Source organism: Undibacterium sp. TC4M20W (assembly GCF_049340245.1).
Lineage (GTDB): Bacteria > Pseudomonadota > Gammaproteobacteria > Burkholderiales > Burkholderiaceae_D > Undibacterium.
This window is the reverse complement of record NZ_JBMPPI010000002.1, coordinates 108,012-125,198: the sequence shown is the minus strand read 5'-3', so window position 1 is coordinate 125,198 and position 17,187 is coordinate 108,012. Positions and strand designations below refer to the sequence as shown.

Below are 17,187 nucleotides of genomic sequence, written 5' to 3'. Positions count from 1 at the left end.
TATAATTTCATCGATTTAAATTGTAAAGAAATGAATCGTGTCAAATCGATGAATGTCTCTCTCCGTACATATTTTGGATAATTTGGTCTATTTAGGAGATTTGTCAGGATAAACAAAATACATCAAATTTTGTTCTGAATTTACCTGAATTTACGCAAGCTAATGGTGGTGTAATTGAAAAGATTGCAGTCACTTCATAACATGAATTGAAACTATTCAGTTATTTACCAAACGGTAAAAAATGCCCACAGGCATGTGGGCATTCAGTCTTTTGGCGATCGCAAAGTAGCGATTGCTTAATAGCAAAATGGCTTAGCGGCTGGCAAGATCAATGATTCCGCCACCCAGGCAAACATCGCCATCATACAAAACTGCAGACTGCCCAGGCGTGACTGCCCATTGTGCTTGAGGGAAGTCCAGTTGAAAACGCTCACTGTCACCGCTGAAATGGCAAGCCACATCAGGCTGGCGGTAACGGGTCTTGGCAGACAGCTCACCGGCTTGCGGTGCTTCGCCCGCCACCCAGCTGACTTGCCCGGCTTCCAGACCAGCAGACAATAGCCACGGATGATCATGGCCCTGCACTGCGTACAGGGTATTGGCTTCCACATCTTTTTTCGCCACATACCATGCATCACTGCTGCCATCGGCGTTCTGATGCGATTTGATGCCGCCTATGCCTATGCCTTTGCGCTGACCCAGAGTATAAAAACTCAGGCCCACATGCTGACCTATGATTTCACCTTCAGGTGTCTGGATATTGCCTGGTTTATACGACAGGTAGCGGTTCAGGAATTCGCGGAAAGGGCGTTCACCGATAAAGCAGATGCCAGTCGAGTCTTTTTTCTTCGCATTCGGTAATTGCAATTGCTCAGCGATCTTGCGCACTTCAGTCTTCTGGATTTCACCAAGTGGGAACAGGGTATTTGCCAGTTGCTTCTGGTTCAGCCTGTGCAGGAAGTAGCTCTGGTCCTTGCTGGCATCCATGGCTTTCATCAACTGGAACTGGCCATTCATTTCACGCACGCGGGCATAGTGGCCAGTGGCGATGTAATCGGCACCCAGCTTCATGGCATGGTCAAGAAAGGCCTTGAACTTGATTTCGGCATTGCACAGCACATCCGGGTTCGGTGTGCGGCCAGCCTGGTATTCACGCAGGAACTCGGCAAAGACACGGTCCTTGTATTCGCTGGCAAAATTGACGGCTTCAATATCAACGCCAACGACGTCGGCAACGCTGACGGCATCTATCCAGTCTTCACGGGTAGAGCAGTATTCTGAATCGTCGTCATCTTCCCAGTTTTTCATGTACAGGCCGATGACTTCATAGCCTTGCTCTTTCAGCAGCCATGCCGAGACGGAAGAATCCACTCCACCAGACATGCCTATCACTACTTTTTTCTTGCTCATTTTTGCGGTTCCAAGTTTCCAAGTACGCTTGGATGGGTAAACAACAGGGACAGCGGCGCGCGCCTGCCCTGCAAATAATCATCTATGCATTGCATCACCAGAGGGCTGCGATGCCTGTCCTGCGCCGCCACGATCTCCTCGTAACTCATCCACACGGTGCGCAAGATGCCGTCGTCGAGGGCGCGGTCATGTACTTGACCCAGTTCGCCGGTAAACGCAAAGCGCAGATAAGTGACTTCTTCACCAGTCTTGGGTGAAATGAAGCGCGACAGGTAAGTACCTGTCAATGCGGTCGGTGTGAAGTCGTGCGCAGTTTCTTCCAGGGTTTCGCGGATGACGGCCTGGATCAGGCTTTCATCAGGGTCCAGATGCCCGGCGGGCTGGTTGATGCGTACACCATCAGGTGTTTCTTCTTCAATCAAGAAAAACTGTTGGTCGCGCTCAATAATTGCGGCTACAGTGACGGATGGTTTCCAAATGGCAGACATGGCTTCTCTCAGTAAGTCCGACATTTTACTTTGCCGTCAAATTTTGTGTGGCAAACCAGCAAATTTGAAAGCGAATTAGCTAATGCGTAATTTATCTATGCCTGCTTATTTTTAGGCTTTCAACGTATTTTGATTTTGCACCAAACTTGTACAGTTTTTGATTTTAGTGTCAAGTGACTGTTTTTAAAGGAAATAATTTAGTTTTATAGATGTCCGTAAGGCTTCATCAGCATGATTCTTTAAAGAAATTTGCAGAAAACACAAAAAAGTGAACGGTTGTGCTAAAAAACATTTTGCGTGTAATATCGTTGTCGAATATCAAATGTAAGATTCGGGTAAGAAAACTAGTGACCCGCATCAGCAAAAAAATAATGGAACGGTCAGAGCTTGCCCTTGGCCTTTTCAGCACGAAATTGATACACCAATATTCACACTAAAAAAGGGAGCAAATCTATGAAAATCGGCATACCCGCCGAGTCACGGCCGGGGGAGACGCGTGTAGCGGCAACCCCAGAAACCATCAAGAAATATGTCGCCGCCAAACACCAGGTGATCGTGCAGTCTGGTGCAGGCGTAGCGTCCAGTATTACTGACGAGGCCTACCAGGCTACCGGTGCGGAAATTGCTACTGCTGCCGATGCACTGGGCGCTGAACTGGTCTTGAAAGTACGTGCCCCCAATGCAGAAGAACGTGCCCTGATGAAGTCAGGCACGGTGCTGGTTGGCATGCTCAATCCTTTTGACGCAGACAATATTGCGGCCATGGCCACACACGGCCTGTCCGCATTTGCACTCGAAGCTGCACCGCGCATTACCCGTGCGCAGTCGCTCGACGTCTTGTCTTCACAAGCCAATATCGCCGGTTACAAGGCTGTCATGCTGGCCGCCAATACCTACCAGCGCTTCATGCCCATGCTGATGACGGCGGCGGGCACGGTCAAGGCCGCACGCGTGTTGATCATGGGCGTAGGTGTAGCCGGTCTGCAAGCGATTGCCACAGCCAAGCGTCTTGGTGCAGTGATTGAAGCGTCGGATGTACGCCCGCCCGTCAAGGAACAGGTTGAATCCCTGGGCGCAAAGTTTATCGACGTGCCCTATGAAACAGATGAAGAACGCGAGATCGCCAAAGGCGTAGGCGGCTATGCCCGCCCCATGCCAGCAGCGTGGATGGAAAGACAGGCCGCTCTCGTGCATGAACGTGCCAAGCAGGCCGACATCATCATCACCACGGCCCTGATCCCTGGCCGCAAGGCACCTATCCTGATTTCGGAAGAGACAGTAAAAGCCATGAAGCCGGGCTCAGTCATCGTCGATATGGCGGTGGAGCAGGGCGGCAATTGCCCCTTGTCTGAACTCAACAAGACCGTCACCAAATACGGCGTACACATCATCGGCGAGCCTAACCTGGCAACCCTGGTGGCGGCTGATGCCTCGGCCCTGTATGCACGTAATGTGCTGGACTTTTTGAAGCTCATCATCGACAAGGATGCTGCGCTGGCGATTAACCGTGAAGATGAAATCGTCGCTGCCACCCTGGTTTGCTCAGGTGGTGAAGTCCTGAAGAAATAGAATAAAAAGTTTTAAGGTTTTAAAGTTTTTAGCAATCAGTATCAGAAAGTAGAAAGACCATGCAAAGAAATATGCTCCGCGCCAAAATTCATCGCGCAACTGTAACCCAGTGTGACCTGCACTACGAAGGATCGTGCGGTATAGATGAAGATCTGCTCGACGCTGCCAACATCATCGAAAACGAACAGATAGAGCTGTATAACGTCAACAACGGTGAACGCTTTTCCACCTATGCCATCAAGGGCAAACGTGGTAGCGGTGAAATTTCACTCAATGGCGCTGCAGCCCGCCGCGTACAACTGGGCGATTTGATGATTATCTGTACCTATGCGCCGATGACAGAAGAAGAAGCAAAAGCGTATAAACCGAATGTCGTTTTCGTGAATGGCAAGAATCAGATCACCAGTATCAAAGAGTATAAATAACCCAGGCAGGGCAGGCAGTTTGTAAAGCTCTGCTTGCTCATGTCTCGATTTGCATGTCTCAATCCAATTAAAGAGAGGACATCATGGAAGTTAGTCATACCCTTACCAATCTCATCATCTTCGTGCTGGCAATTTATGTCGGTTACCATGTGGTGTGGACAGTAACACCAGCCCTGCACACGCCTTTGATGGCGGTGACCAATGCCATTTCTGCCATCATCATCGTCGGTGCCATGCTGGCCGCCGGTCTGACCGAAGGTCTGCTGGCCCAGGTCATGGGCACAGCAGCCGTGGCACTGGCGGCAGTGAATGTTTTCGGTGGTTTTCTGGTTACCCAGAGGATGCTGGAAATGTTCAAGAAAAAAGAGCCCAAGGCCATTGCCCATGCTGACAAGGAGGGCAAATAATGAGCATGAATCTGGTAACGATGCTGTATCTGATCGCATCCGTTTGCTTTATCCAGGCCCTCAAAGGTTTGTCCCATCCTTCCACTGCCCGTCGTGGTAACAGCTTTGGCATGATAGGTATGGCAATCGCAGTCGCGACCACCATCGCCCTCATCGTAAAGCTGAAAAACGAAAGCGCCGGTGCAGGTCTGGGCTATGGCCTGGTTGCCATTGGCGTTATCGTTGGTGGCGGCATAGGTGCAACGCTGGCCAAACGCGTAGAGATGACCAAGATGCCGGAACTGGTCGCAGCGATGCACTCATTGATCGGCCTGGCAGCGGTGTGTATCGCCGTGGCAGTTGTGTCTGAACCATGGGTATTCAATATCGTCGCAAGAGACCAGCCTATACCTTTCGGTAACCGTCTGGAGTTGTTTATCGGTACTTTTGTCGGTGCGATTACTTTCTCTGGTTCTGTCATCGCCTTTGGTAAATTGTCGGGCAAGTACAAGTTCCGTCTGTTCCAGGGCGCGCCCGTCAGCTTCAGCGGCCAGCACCAGTTGAACCTGGTATTGGCAATTGCCATGTTCGGTTGCGGTATTGCCTTCTGCGTCACGCAAAGCTGGATACCTTTCATCATCATGACGGCTTTGGCCTTCGTGCTGGGTGTACTCATCATCATCCCTATCGGTGGTGCTGACATGCCGGTGGTGGTGTCTATGCTGAACAGCTATTCTGGCTGGGCTGCTGCAGGTATCGGCTTTTCGCTGAATAACTCCATGCTCATCATTGCCGGTTCGCTGGTGGGTTCTTCTGGTGCCATCCTGTCTTACATCATGTGCAAGGCGATGAATCGCTCTTTCTTCAACGTGCTTTTGGGTGGTTTTGGTGGCGAAGCGGTTACTGCTGCTACAGGCGGCCAGGCACAACGTAACGTCAAGTCAGGTTCTGCTGATGACGTGGCTTTCCTGCTCGGTAATGCAGAAACTGTCATTATCGTTCCTGGTTATGGCCTGGCAGTTGCCCGTGCCCAGCATGCCCTGAAAGAACTGACAGAAAAACTGACGCACAAGGGTATTACGGTCAAGTACGCAATTCACCCTGTGGCAGGGCGCATGCCGGGTCACATGAATGTCTTGCTGGCAGAAGCTGAAGTGCCTTATGACCAGGTGTTCGAGATGGAAGACATCAACAACGAATTTGCTCAGGCAGATGTGGTGCTGGTATTGGGTGCAAATGACGTGGTTAATCCTGCGGCAAAAGATCCTAAATCTCCTATCGCTGGCATGCCTATCCTGGAAGCCTACAAAGCCAAGACCGTTATCGTCAACAAGCGCTCCATGGCTTCTGGCTATGCAGGTCTGGACAATGAACTGTTCTACATGGATAAAACCATGATGGTGTTTGGCGATGCCAAGAAAGTCATTGAAGATATGGTGAAGGCTGTTGAGTAATTAGCTGAACCAAGCTGAGTTGTATAAAAAATGCCCGGGAGCGATATTCGCTTCCGGGCATTTTGTTTTAACCTGGATTACGGTTTATCTGTCTTGCGATGGCTCAGTTGATACAGCAAAGGCAGCACCAGCAAGGTCAGCAGGGTTGATGAGAGTATGCCGCCTATCACCACCGTCGCCAGTGGCCGCTGCACTTCAGCTCCTGTACCTGTCGCCAGCGCCATCGGGATAAAGCCCAGCGAGGCTACCAGTGCCGTCATCAACACCGGGCGCAGGCGTGTCAATGCACCTTGCTGGATGGCCTTGTCCAATGCCATGCCTTCTTCACGCAGGCTGCGTATATAGGCAATCATCACCAGGCCGTTCAGTACCGCAACGCCAGACAGGGCGATAAAGCCTACGCCGGCTGAAATCGATAGCGGTATATCACGCAACCACAGGGCGACGATGCCGCCTGTCAGGGCAAATGGCACGCCTGTAAATACCAGCAGGCCATCCCGGATATTGCCAAACATGGCAAACAACAACATGAACACCATTAGCAAGGCAGCAGGTACAACAATTTGCAGGCGTTGTGATGCCGACTGCAATTGCTCGAACGTGCCGCCCCAGGTAGTCCAGTAAGCCGTTGGGACTTTGACTTTCTGTGCCAGCTGTTCCTGCGCTTCCTTCACAAAAGAACCGATGTCGCGGCCACGTACATTGGCGGTGACGACGACGCGGCGCTTGCCATCTTCACGGCTGATCTGGTTTGGGCCGGGTGCCATGTCTATGCTTGCCAGGTCCGCCAGGGTAATGAAACTGGCTGCTCCATTTTGTGCATTTGATACATTCGGCAAACGTATAGGCAGACGCTTGATGGCGTCGATATCGCTGCGCACATTTTCTGGCAAACGCACGACGATATCGAAACGGCGGTCACCCTGGAACAGGGTGCCAGATTCCTTGCCACCTATCGCTGAGGAAATCACGTCCTGCACATCGCTGATATTCAAGCCCAGCCTGGCCGCTTTTTCACGGTTGATGTTGATGCTCAACATCGGCAGGCCGGTGGTTTGCTCTAGCTTGACATCGGCAGCACCGGGGATTTTTTCCAGCACTCTGGCAATCTGCTCGCCGGTGCGGTTCATGATATCCATGTCGTCACCAAACACCTTGATCGCGACGTCGCTGCGCACACCTGAGATCAGTTCATTGAAGCGCATTTGTATGGGCTGGGTAAATTCATAATTATTACCTGGCACTTTTTCGACTGCTTCCTGTATGGCCGCTACCAGATCATCCTTGCTGCGCTTGGGGTCTGGCCATTGCGCTTGTGGCTTGAGCATGATGAAGGTGTCAGCCACATTTGGCGGCATGGGGTCTGTCGCTATTTCTGCCGTACCCAGCTTGCCAAAGACTTTATCGACTTCAGGGAAAGTGCGTATCACATGCTCCAGTTCTATCTGCATTTGCAAAGCCTGGCTCAGGCTGGTGCCGGGTATACGCATGGCATGCAGGGCGATATCGCCTTCATTCAGGCTGGGGACAAATTCACTGCCCATGCGGCTGGCCAGCAAGCCACTCAAGGCTAGTACCACCACAACGATGCTCAAGACCAGCGCCTTGCTTTGCAGGGCAAAGTCCAGCATGGGTTGATAGAGTTGTTTGGCCCACAGCATCAAACGGTTTTCTTTTTCGCTAACGTGTTCACCGATGAACAGGGCAACAGCCGCAGGGATGAAAGTCATCGACAAGACCATTGCTGCAATCAAGGCAGCAACCACGGTAAATGCCATGGGGTGGAACATCTTGCCTTCGACGCCGGTCAGCGCAAAGATAGGCAGGTAAACCACCATGATGATCAACTGGCCAAACAGCAAGGGGCGGCGGGCTTCTCTGGCAGCAGCGAAAACTTCCTGCAGGCGTTCACTGCGGTTCAGCGTGCGTCCGGCAGCCGCTTGTGCATGAGCCAGCCTGCGCACGCAATTCTCGACGATGACCACTGCACCATCGATGATGATGCCAAAATCCAGCGCACCCAGGCTCATGAGATTGGCACTGACCTTATTGCCGACCATGCCGGTAAACGTGAACAGCATCGCCAGCGGTATCACCATGGCGGTGATGATGGCTGCACGTATATTCCCCAAAAACAAAAAGAGGATGGCAATCACCAGTACTGCACCTTCCAGCAGGTTTTTCTTTACCGTATTGATGGCCTTATCGACCAGCACGGTGCGGTCATATACCGTGCTGGCAACAATGCCGGGCGGCAGGCTGCGGTTAATTTCAGCCAGTTTTTTTGCCACATCCTGCGATACCTTGCGGCTGTTTTCACCGATTAGCATGAACACCGTTCCGAGCACGACTTCACGGCCATTTTCTGTCGCAGCACCAGTACGCAATTCACGGCCTATGCTGACTTCGGCGATATCGCTGATACGCACAGGAATATTTTTTTGGGTATTTACGACGACATTGCGTATGTCATCCATGGACGCCAGTTGCCCCGGTGCTCTGACGAGGTATTGTTCGCCACGTCTTTCTATGTAGCCAGCGCCGACATTGCCGTTATTTTTTTCCAGTGCGGTGACGACATCTTGCCAGCTCAGGCCATGTGCCACCAGTTTTTCTGGCGATGGTGCAACCAGGAATTCCTTGGCATAACCACCTATGGTATTGATCTCAGTCACGCCTGCAACATTGCGCAGTTGTGGTTTGACTATCCAGTCCTGTATTTCACGCAGGTCGGTGGCCGTGTAGGGCTGGCCGTCAGCCTTGAGTGCACCTTCCTTGCTCTCGACTGTCCACATGACGATCTCGCCCAGGCCGGTGGAGATAGGCCCCATGCCGGGTTCTATGCCTGCTGGCAGCTTGCCCTTGGCTTCCTGTATGCGTTCATTGACGAGTTGGCGGGCAAAGTAAATATCGGTGCCATCCTTGAATATGATAGTCACTTGCGACAAACCATAGCGTGACAGTGAACGCGTCTGTTGCAGGTTAGGCAGGCCTGCCATCACGGTTTCTATGGGAAAGCTGATGCGTTGCTCAGCCTCCAGTGGTGAGTAGCCAGGGGCCGTGGTATTGACCTGTACCTGGACATTGGTGATGTCCGGTACGGCATCAATCGGCAGGCGCTGGTAACTGAAAATGCCCAGTGCTGCCAGCGCCAGCGTTGCCATGATGACCAGCCAGCGCTGCGCTATCGAAAATTGTATGATTTTTTCAAACATGATGTATTTTCCTCATGCTCTCAGTGTTCATGACTGGCGGCAGCTTTGCCCAACTCAGCCTTGATCAGGAAACTGTTCTTCGCGACATAGGCTGTCCCTGCCTGCAAGCCCTTGCGTATTTCTGTGTACTTGCCATCACTGCGGCCCAGTTCCACCGGCCTGGCTTCCAGTTGATCGCCATAGCTGGCAAACACCGTGGCTTGTTCATCAATGATTTGTATGGCTTCATTGACTATCGCAACCGGTACTTCCACTTCGGCCGACAACAGGGCCACATTCACGGTCAGGCCTGGATACCATGCACCTTTGGTATTGGGCAGCAGCAAGCGTGCTTTGGCCGTGCGGGTTTGTTCGCCCATGACGGCACCTACGTAGCTGAGCTTGCCTTCTGCCGTTGCGTCAAAAGCGTTGGCGCTGACTTTGGCGCTCTGGCCTGTCCTGACATTGTTGAGATCCTTGGCAGGTATCGCGATTTCTACCCAGACACTGCTGAGGTCCGCTACCGTAAAGATGGCAGCATCATCCTTGAGTGACTGGCCTATGCTGATATGCTTTTCGGTCACTGTGCCTGCGATAGGTGAACGGATTTCATAGTGGTTCAGATTACCCTTTGTAGCCATACCTGCACCCAGGGACGCCAGTTTTTGCTGCGCATTTTGCAGGGTGATGTCGGCTTCCTGCATGGCATTGCGGGCATGCAGATAATCCTGTTCGGCTGAGATTTTTTCTTCCCAGAGTTTTTTCTCGCGCTCAAAATTACTGCGTGCCAGTGCATGGCGTTTTTGTGTTGCCAGCACTTCGGTGCGCAAATCGACCAGGGCCTGGCTGGATATCACTGCCAGTAGCTGACCCTTGCTGACCTTGTCACCGGCATTCACTGCCACGCTTTCCACCACACCTGCGAGGCGCGGCACGATTTGCAGCATGCGGTCTTCGTTCAATCGTACTTCACCCAGTAAATTCAGATTGCTTTGCAGTTTCACTGCGCCTGCTATTTCTGTCTCCACGCCATTTTGCTTGCGCTTCAAGGCATTCATGCTGACGCGGCCCTCTATCTGTTCATAATTGAACTGATAGCTCTTGCCCGCATGCTGCGCTGTGATACTGGCTTTGAAGGAATGCGGTTCTTCGACAATGGCATCGCTTTTCAGATAATTTTTCTCTGTGCTGAACTTAAAGTTTTGTACTGCCCCGCCCAGACGTTCAAGATTGATGGTGACCGTAGTGGTGGCAGGCGGCAGCTGCTTGCCATCCTGGTAGGCATACAGGCGAAATTTCGGCGCCGTGTTTTGTTCGAAAATAGTCACTTCCAACCCATAGCCATCCTTGCTGAACAGCTTGCCGCCATGCGGGCCTTTGGCGGCAGCCTCGGCTTCACTGGCTTCGTCGTGATGTTCCTTGTCGGCATGCTCAGCCTGCTCTGCATGGCTGCCATGTTCATCAGTTTTTTTCGATTTTCCTGTGCTCAATATCAGTGCAGCCAATATTGCGCCGATGAGGATGACGATGATGACTGGCACGGCAGTTTTTTTATTGATATTCAGTTTCATACAAAATCCTAAAATGTAGAGGTGGCGGTGAACAGGCTGAACTCACTTTCACCTATGTAAGCCTCGATATCCGCCGCGGCGCGCTGGGCTTCTGACAGGCTGCGCAAGTATTGCGCCCTGGCTTGCAGTAATGAACGCTGGGCATCCAGCACATCCATGAAATTGAACTTGCCGTATTCAAAGCCCTTGATGGCGAGTTCATAAGCCTGCTGCGCACCGGGCAGCATGTCTTTCTTCAGCATCTCGGCTTCTTCCCTGGCCAGGCTCAGGCGTTGATGGGCTTGCAGTATCTCGCCATGCAGGCGGTTTTCTGTGGCTGTCAATTCATCCCTGGCCTTGTCTGCGCGGCTCAGTGCTTCCTGCAAATTGCCCTGGTTACGGTCAAACAGACTCAATGGGATGCTGATGCCGACTATGGCCTGGTTGCGACCAGTTTGCTGTTCACGCTTGTTGCCTATGCTTAAAGTCAGGTCAGGGACTTGCCTGCTTTTTTCCAGCGCAGATATGGCGAGGCGTTTGTCCACTTCCAGTTGTGCGCGTTGCATCAATGGTGATCGTGCCAGGGCTTGCGTCAGTTTTTGCAAGTCGGGCAAGGCGGGCAGGGTATGGAATTCTGCCTGCAATTGCAGATCAGTAGCCAGCTTGCTGCCCATGGCTGTTGCCAGACCTTGCTTGGCTATCAGCAATTCACTATTGGCTTGTGCAAGCTCTACACGCACGCCAGATTCGGCAATGCCTGCCCGGGTGGCTTCCAGTGGCGGGATTTTGCCGAGACTGACCTGACGGCCGGCAGCATGGCTGGCACGTTGTGCCAGTTCCAGCGACACTGTCGCCAAACGCTGGCGTTCTTGCGCTATCAGTACGGCAAAAAACTGCGTGGTGACTGCTGCCCTGATCTCGGCTGATTTGATCGCCAGTTCATTCAATGCAAGACTACGGCTACGCTCGGCGACACTGATGCGCGCACCGCGTTTGCCGCCCAGTTCCAGAGGCTGATTGATTTGTATGGTGGTGCTGCGGCTGTCTTGCCTGACATCTTCCATGAGGACTGACAGTTCTGGATTTGGCATAACACCAGCCTGGCGCAAAGCGCCGTCACTGGCTTGCACTTCATGCCTGACTGCAGCGATGTCAGGGTTATTGGCAAGCGCCTGCGCTATTGCTGTAGGCAGGGTGATCACGCCAGCATTGGCAGAGGACGATGGGTTTTGTGTCTGTGCTGATGCTGGAAACAGCATGGAACACAGTAGTACAGCCACTAAAGCGAGTGGCAAGAATAATTTTTGCATGGCATTCTCCTGAAAAAACGAAAAGGAAGAATCCAGCAAGTAGCTGTCAAGTTTCTAGCTTTGGAAATGCCTTATACGGCACGCAAGAAAATACGTGACGAAACACAAAAACAAAGAAATGAATATAGACAGATGCCTCGCCGGACTTAGGCGAAAGCCATCCATTTGGGACGTTCAGGTTGCGCCAGAAAAGGCGCTGGAGTTTGCAGTGATGCTGCAGTGAGTTGATAGGTGATCAGCGTCGATTCTGTCAGCGGCAGATTGGATGAATACGCACCCAGTGGGCTATGCGCGCACGACGCGCAATCTGGGTGGGACGCTGCTTTTTTTGCCGTTGACTTGTCTGCAGATTTATCTGTATGCGTTTCGCCATATTGCGCTTCATGCTCATGCGGGTGATGACCAAAGTGTTGCGAAGTCTTGTCCGTCTCATGCATGCAATACGCACTCGCCACCGACCAGCTTAGCTGGAGAGTGAAAGCGACGATGATCATGAGGATGAACTTTTTAAGCATGGTGCGAATTATAAACCCTAAAGTACATTGTCATTATTTCAGGCGACGGACTAATCGCAAACCGTTAAAAATCACCAGCAGGCTTGCACCCATATCAGCAAATACCGCCATCCACAGCGTTGCTACACCCATGACTGCCATGACCAGGAAGGCCAGCTTGATACCCAGTGCCAGCGCAATATTCTGTTTCAGTATGGCCGCAGTGCGCTGGCTCAAGCGGATGAATTGCGGGATCTTGCGCAAGTCGTCATCCATCAGGGCGACGTCTGCAGTTTCCAGGGCTGTATCGGTACCTGCTGCACCCATGGCAAAGCCTATGCTGGATTTGGCCAGTGCGGGTGCATCATTGATACCATCGCCGACCATGCCGACTGTGCCGTGATTCGCAAGTTCGTCCTTGATGGCGGCGAGTTTGTCTTCCGGCAGCAGATTGCCACGTGCATCATCAATGCCCACATTTTTTGCGATGGCTTTTGCAGTCATTTCATTATCACCGGTCAGCATGACAGTGCGTATGCCCAGCGCATGTAATTCTGCAATTGCCTGACGGCTGCTTTCACGCACAGTATCTGCCACGGCGATTACCGCCAAGGCCTTTTCTTCATCGGCAATGATGACGACTGTCTTGCCTTCCGCTTCCAGCGCAAACAGCGCAGCTTCGGTAGCCGGGCTGCAAATCTTGAGTTCTTCTATCAGACGATGATTGCCGAGGTAATACCATTTACCCGCTATCTGGCCTTTGACGCCACGGCCTGCAATCGCCTCAAAGTTAAGGACTTCCAATGAGGTGCTGCCTTGAATTGTCGAATAGGCAGTCACCGCGCCTGACACCGGATGATCAGATCGACCCGCCAGGCTGGCTGCCAGTTGCAATGCCATGGCCTGGTCACCGTTGAGCAGTTTGACATCAGTGACAACAGGTTTTCCCTGGGTGATGGTGCCGGTTTTATCCAGCGCCAGCGACTTCAGCTTGCGTCCTTCTTCCAGATACACGCCACCTTTGATGAGTATACCTGCCTTGGCCGCTGCCGCCAGCCCGCTGACTACAGTCACCGGGGTAGAGACAACCAGCGCACATGGGCAGGCAATCACCAGCAAGACCAATGCCTTGTACACCCACACCATCCATGGCAGCCCCAGCAGCAGCGGAGGGATGAACATGACGCCCAACGCCAGTACAAACACGATGGGTGTATATACCTTGGCAAAGCTGTCAACAAAACGTTGTGTAGGTGCGCGGCTGCCTTGCGCTTCTTCAACAGCATGGATAATGCGTGACAGGGTGGAGTCAGTTTGTGCAGCAGTGACACGGTATTCAAAAGAACCGGTTTCATTGATGGTGCCGGCAAACAGCTTGTCACCGATTGTCTTGGCAACCGGTATGCTCTCGCCCGTGATGGGAGCCTGGTTGACTGAGGATTGGCCCTTGCTGAGTTCACCATCGAGCGGGATGCGTTCACCCGGAGCAACCCTTACCGTAGCGCCTATGGCGATAGTTTTGGCCGCAACATCCTGCCAGCTACCATCTGTTTGCAAGACGCTGGCCGTTTCTGGCGTCATGGCCATCAGGCCGCGTATGGCATTGCGGGCGCGGTCCAGCGACATTGCTTCTATGGCTTCTGACAGACTGAACAAGACCATGACCATGGCAGCCTCTGGCCATTGACCTATGATCAGCGCACCAGTGACGGCAATCGTCATCAGGGCATTAATGTTGAGGTTCAGGTTCTTCAGTGCTATCCAGCCTTTTTTATAGGTGCTGGTGCCGCTCAGCAGTATCGCCATCGCAGACAAGAGCATCACGGGCCAGGCTTTTTCTGCGCCGCTGATGTAGGCATAGGTTTCGGCGAATATTGCAGCCAGCCCGGCAACTCCCAGCAACCACCACTTTTGTGCAGGGTTTGCTGGCGGGGTTGCGACGGCATCCTCATTGTCTTTGCCATCTTCGCTTAACAGCACGGCCTGCATGCCTATGGAAGTCAGCACGGACTGTATCTTTGCCTGGTCTTCCAGTGTATGGCTGACCGTCAGTTTGCGTTGCATGAGATTGAAATCAAGCTGGGCTATGCCGGGCATGGGGCTTAGCTTATTTCGTATTAAGCCTTCTTCTGTCGGGCAATCCATGTTTTCTATGGAATACACTACGGTCGATGTACCGGCAGGTGCGGCTATAGGCTTTTCATTCTCCGGCGCTACTTTGACGTCACCGTGATCACAACAACTGTGGGCATGCTTGTGCGCTGGCTCATGGCTGTGTCCATGGTCGTGCCCTGAATGATCGTGTTGATGTTGATGCGCCATGCTGACTCCGGAAAAGAGGTATAGTGAGCATTAGACACCCTGTAGCAGGTATAGAGTCAAGCACTAGATTTAAATGATAGAGGCATACAAATGGAATTGAAAATTGGCGAATTGGCAAAACGCTCCGGTTGCCTGGTAGAAACCATACGCTACTATGAAAAAGAGGGCTTGTTGCCGCAGGCCAGCCGTTCACAGGGCAATTTTCGTCTGTATGGCGAAATGCATGCAGAGCGCCTGCAATTCATACGACATTGCCGTTCTCTGGATATGACGCTGGATGAAATACGTCAGCTATTGCAGTTCCGCGATGCGCCTGAGGATAATTGTTCAGAAGTAAATGCCTTGCTCGACAAGCATATCGAGCATGTTGCACACCGCATCAGGGAATTGAAGGGACTAGAGTCTCAGTTAAAGTCCCTGCGCAAGTTATGCACCAGTGCGCAGGCAACAAAGGATTGCGGTATTTTGCAGAACCTGGGTACGGTAGAAGAACATCCGGTGCGTAATCTGGGTAGCCACGGTAGCGGCTGTCATTGATAGCGATTTTGATATTTGCCAGATTAAAAAAATTGTATGAAAAGCCATTTGATACACAAAGGTGTTGTTTACGCATTGCTGGCAGCTGCCCTGTTTGGCATCAGCACGCCATTCGCCAAAACCATGGTGACGGATATTGCCCCAGTCATGCTGGCGGGTATCTTGTATCTGGGTAGTGGCCTGGGTTTGCTGTTGATTTTTATTTTACGCGCCGCCATTTTTCATCACAGGCAGGATCAATTTGTGCCACTCACCCGGCCAGATTTACCCTGGCTTGCTGCTGCCATTCTTACCGGCGGTATAGCAGGGCCAGTATTGCTGATGGTGGGCTTGACGCTGACTCCAGCTTCCACGACGTCGCTGTTGCTGAATATGGAAGGCGTGTTGACAGCAATGCTGGCCTGGTTTGTTTTCAAAGAAAATTTTGACCGGCGCATCTTTCTGGGCATGCTGTTGATCGTGGTGGCAGGTCTACTTTTATCCTGGGAACAAGCGCCTGTACTGGGCGTGCCCTGGGGCGCTCTGGCGATCATGGCGGCCTGCCTGTGCTGGGCCATTGACAATAATCTGACCCGCAAGGTGGCGGCCAGCGATGCCTTGCAAATTGCCGGTATCAAGGGTTTGGTTGCCGGTACTGTCAATCTCAGCATTGCCTTGTTATACGGGTACAAACTGCCGCACGGTTATACCTTGTTGTCGGTTGGCATGATCGGGTTTTCTGGTTATGGTCTTAGCCTGGTGATGTTTGTATTGGCGCTGCGGCATTTGGGGGCGGCACGCACCGGGGCGTATTTTTCGTCGGCACCCTTTGTCGGCACAGCCATGTCTTTACTCTTGTTGAGCGAACAGCCCGGCAGCATGTTCTGGCTGGCAGCTGTTTTGATGGGGGCGGGTATCTGGCTGCATCTGAGCGAAAACCATGAACACGAACATGATCACGAAGCTTTGCAGCATACGCATGAGCATACGCATGACCTGCACCACCAGCATGAACATGATACTGGCTGGGATGGCACCGAACCGCATGTACATCAGCACCAGCACCATCCAATAAGGCACAAACATCCGCATTATCCGGATATGCATCATCAGCACGTACACTAATGATGCATATTCTTTTCGGTCTTACATCCTGACCAGCGTTGATTTGCCAAACAGGCTTTCGATCAAATCAACTGCCAGCACCGCAGTCTGGTTGCGTACATCGAGGGCAGGGTTCAGTTCTACTACATCCAGCGATGCCATTAAGCCAGTGTCGGCAATCATTTCCATGCACAGCTGTGCTTCACGGTAGCTGGGGCCGCCTAGCACTGCCGTACCTACGCCAGGGGCGATGCCGGGGTCCAGGCAGTCCAGGTCAAAGCTCACATGCAGATGGGTATTGCTGTCCAGATTCGCCAGCACGGAAGACATGACATTGCGCATGCCATATTCATCGATGTAACGCATGTCGAAAACCTGCATGCCCATTTCATGAATGAACTTGCGCTCACCATCATCGACGCTGCGTATGCCTATCAGGCGTATGTCAGTCGGTTGTATGGCTGGCGTCTGGCCGCTATAGTTGATCAATTCCTTTGGACCATGACCCATGAGGCAGGCGACAGGCATGCCATGGATATTGCCAGTAGGGCTGATGGTCGACAGATTGCTGTCGGCATGCGCATCAAACCACAGGACGCGCAGTTTCTTGCCAACGCGGCGGCAGTGAGCTGCCACCGCGCTGATGGAACCTATCGCGAGACAATGATCACCACCGAGCATCATGGGCATGTGGCCATCCTGCAAGGCCTTATCGACGGCGTCATACACGGCCTGGTTCCAGTCTATCGCCTCTTTCAGGTGGCGCAGGCCATTTACTGGTTGTTCCCAGGGATTGGCCGGACCATGCAAATTGCCATGGTCGATAACTTTCAAGCCGCGTGCCGTCAAAGCCTCGTTCAGGCCCGCCACACGTAATGCGTCGGGCCCCATGCCCGCGCCTCTGACGCTTGCGCCTACATCGGTAGGCGCTCCAATTAAGGAAATGGTTTTCATTCGTTTCTAGT

14 protein-coding genes are annotated in these 17,187 nt (G+C 52.3%); 6 read left to right on the top strand and 8 right to left on the bottom strand.

All coding sequences use genetic code 11. From position 1 onward, the window contains the following. Positions 1-312 precede the first annotated feature (312 nt). Positions 313-1,410 carry a tRNA 2-thiouridine(34) synthase MnmA gene (mnmA, locus tag ACO0LL_RS03040; protein WP_422949422.1) on the bottom strand — a complete coding sequence of 366 codons (1,098 nt, stop codon included), beginning with the start codon at positions 1,408-1,410 and terminating at the stop codon, positions 313-315. After that, on the bottom strand, positions 1,407-1,898 hold the full coding sequence (locus ACO0LL_RS03035; protein WP_422949421.1) for an NUDIX hydrolase: 492 nt from the start codon (positions 1,896-1,898) through the stop codon (positions 1,407-1,409). The genes mnmA and ACO0LL_RS03035 overlap by 4 nt, the downstream gene beginning before the upstream one ends. A 453-nt stretch (positions 1,899-2,351) precedes the next feature. Here ACO0LL_RS03035 and ACO0LL_RS03030 point away from each other — a divergent pair, with 453 nt between their 5' ends. From ACO0LL_RS03030 to ACO0LL_RS03015, 4 genes are all read left to right on the top strand, one after another. Then, entirely contained in the window at positions 2,352-3,467 is a 1,116-nt protein-coding gene (locus tag ACO0LL_RS03030; RefSeq protein ID WP_422949420.1) for a Re/Si-specific NAD(P)(+) transhydrogenase subunit alpha, read from the top strand. A gap of 59 nt (positions 3,468-3,526) precedes the next feature. Then, positions 3,527-3,892 (top strand): aspartate 1-decarboxylase, encoded by a 366-nt coding sequence (panD, locus tag ACO0LL_RS03025; protein WP_110255112.1) that lies wholly within the window; start codon positions 3,527-3,529, stop codon positions 3,890-3,892. 83 nt (positions 3,893-3,975) lie between these two features. Beyond that, on the top strand, positions 3,976-4,299 hold the full coding sequence (locus tag ACO0LL_RS03020) for an NAD(P) transhydrogenase subunit alpha (protein WP_162040008.1): 324 nt from the start codon (positions 3,976-3,978) through the stop codon (positions 4,297-4,299). Beyond that, positions 4,299-5,732 (top strand): NAD(P)(+) transhydrogenase (Re/Si-specific) subunit beta, encoded by a 1,434-nt coding sequence (locus ACO0LL_RS03015; RefSeq protein WP_422949419.1) that lies wholly within the window; start codon positions 4,299-4,301, stop codon positions 5,730-5,732. Before ACO0LL_RS03020 ends, ACO0LL_RS03015 begins: the two co-directional genes overlap by 1 nt. A 77-nt stretch (positions 5,733-5,809) precedes the next feature. On the opposite strand, the gene ACO0LL_RS03010 is transcribed toward ACO0LL_RS03015, so the two are convergent. From ACO0LL_RS03010 to ACO0LL_RS02990, 5 genes are all read right to left on the bottom strand, one after another. After that, positions 5,810-8,947 (bottom strand): efflux RND transporter permease subunit, encoded by a 3,138-nt coding sequence (locus ACO0LL_RS03010; protein ID WP_422949418.1) that lies wholly within the window; start codon positions 8,945-8,947, stop codon positions 5,810-5,812. 20 nt (positions 8,948-8,967) lie between these two features. Beyond that, positions 8,968-10,497 (bottom strand): efflux RND transporter periplasmic adaptor subunit, encoded by a 1,530-nt coding sequence (locus ACO0LL_RS03005; RefSeq protein ID WP_422949417.1) that lies wholly within the window; start codon positions 10,495-10,497, stop codon positions 8,968-8,970. An 8-nt stretch (positions 10,498-10,505) separates the two neighbouring features. Further along, positions 10,506-11,786: a TolC family protein gene (locus ACO0LL_RS03000; RefSeq protein ID WP_422949416.1), complete on the bottom strand. Its 1,281-nt coding sequence runs from the start codon at positions 11,784-11,786 to the stop codon at positions 10,506-10,508. A gap of 146 nt (positions 11,787-11,932) precedes the next feature. Beyond that, positions 11,933-12,301: a hypothetical protein gene (locus ACO0LL_RS02995; protein WP_422949415.1), complete on the bottom strand. Its 369-nt coding sequence runs from the start codon at positions 12,299-12,301 to the stop codon at positions 11,933-11,935. A 33-nt stretch (positions 12,302-12,334) separates the two neighbouring features. After that, entirely contained in the window at positions 12,335-14,602 is a 2,268-nt protein-coding gene (locus tag ACO0LL_RS02990; protein WP_422949414.1) for a heavy metal translocating P-type ATPase, read from the bottom strand. A 90-nt stretch (positions 14,603-14,692) separates the two neighbouring features. On the opposite strand from ACO0LL_RS02990, the gene cadR reads away from it, so the two are divergent. Together cadR and ACO0LL_RS02980 are read left to right on the top strand one after the other, a co-directional pair. Continuing rightward, entirely contained in the window at positions 14,693-15,139 is a 447-nt protein-coding gene (cadR, locus tag ACO0LL_RS02985; protein WP_422949413.1) for a Cd(II)/Pb(II)-responsive transcriptional regulator, read from the top strand. Positions 15,140-15,175: 36 nt separating this feature from the next. Beyond that, positions 15,176-16,243 carry a DMT family transporter gene (locus ACO0LL_RS02980; protein WP_422949412.1) on the top strand — a complete coding sequence of 356 codons (1,068 nt, stop codon included), beginning with the start codon at positions 15,176-15,178 and terminating at the stop codon, positions 16,241-16,243. 21 nt (positions 16,244-16,264) lie between these two features. On the opposite strand, the gene rocF is transcribed toward ACO0LL_RS02980, so the two are convergent. Beyond that, positions 16,265-17,176: an arginase gene (rocF, locus tag ACO0LL_RS02975; protein WP_422949411.1), complete on the bottom strand. Its 912-nt coding sequence runs from the start codon at positions 17,174-17,176 to the stop codon at positions 16,265-16,267. Positions 17,177-17,187: the final 11 nt, after the last annotated feature.

Coding starts and splice junctions, on each gene's coding strand:
- mnmA (WP_422949422.1), bottom strand. CDS start 1,410: ATGAGCAAGAAAAAAGTAGTGATAGGCATGTCTGGTGGAGTGGATTCT.
- ACO0LL_RS03035 (WP_422949421.1), bottom strand. CDS start 1,898: ATGTCTGCCATTTGGAAACCATCCGTCACTGTAGCCGCAATTATTGAG.
- ACO0LL_RS03030 (WP_422949420.1), top strand. CDS start 2,352: ATGAAAATCGGCATACCCGCCGAGTCACGGCCGGGGGAGACGCGTGTA.
- panD (WP_110255112.1), top strand. CDS start 3,527: ATGCAAAGAAATATGCTCCGCGCCAAAATTCATCGCGCAACTGTAACC.
- ACO0LL_RS03020 (WP_162040008.1), top strand. CDS start 3,976: ATGGAAGTTAGTCATACCCTTACCAATCTCATCATCTTCGTGCTGGCA.
- ACO0LL_RS03015 (WP_422949419.1), top strand. CDS start 4,299: ATGAGCATGAATCTGGTAACGATGCTGTATCTGATCGCATCCGTTTGC.
- ACO0LL_RS03010 (WP_422949418.1), bottom strand. CDS start 8,947: ATGTTTGAAAAAATCATACAATTTTCGATAGCGCAGCGCTGGCTGGTC.
- ACO0LL_RS03005 (WP_422949417.1), bottom strand. CDS start 10,497: ATGAAACTGAATATCAATAAAAAAACTGCCGTGCCAGTCATCATCGTC.
- ACO0LL_RS03000 (WP_422949416.1), bottom strand. CDS start 11,786: ATGCAAAAATTATTCTTGCCACTCGCTTTAGTGGCTGTACTACTGTGT.
- ACO0LL_RS02995 (WP_422949415.1), bottom strand. CDS start 12,301: ATGCTTAAAAAGTTCATCCTCATGATCATCGTCGCTTTCACTCTCCAG.
- ACO0LL_RS02990 (WP_422949414.1), bottom strand. CDS start 14,602: ATGGCGCATCAACATCAACACGATCATTCAGGGCACGACCATGGACAC.
- cadR (WP_422949413.1), top strand. CDS start 14,693: ATGGAATTGAAAATTGGCGAATTGGCAAAACGCTCCGGTTGCCTGGTA.
- ACO0LL_RS02980 (WP_422949412.1), top strand. CDS start 15,176: ATGAAAAGCCATTTGATACACAAAGGTGTTGTTTACGCATTGCTGGCA.
- rocF (WP_422949411.1), bottom strand. CDS start 17,176: ATGAAAACCATTTCCTTAATTGGAGCGCCTACCGATGTAGGCGCAAGC.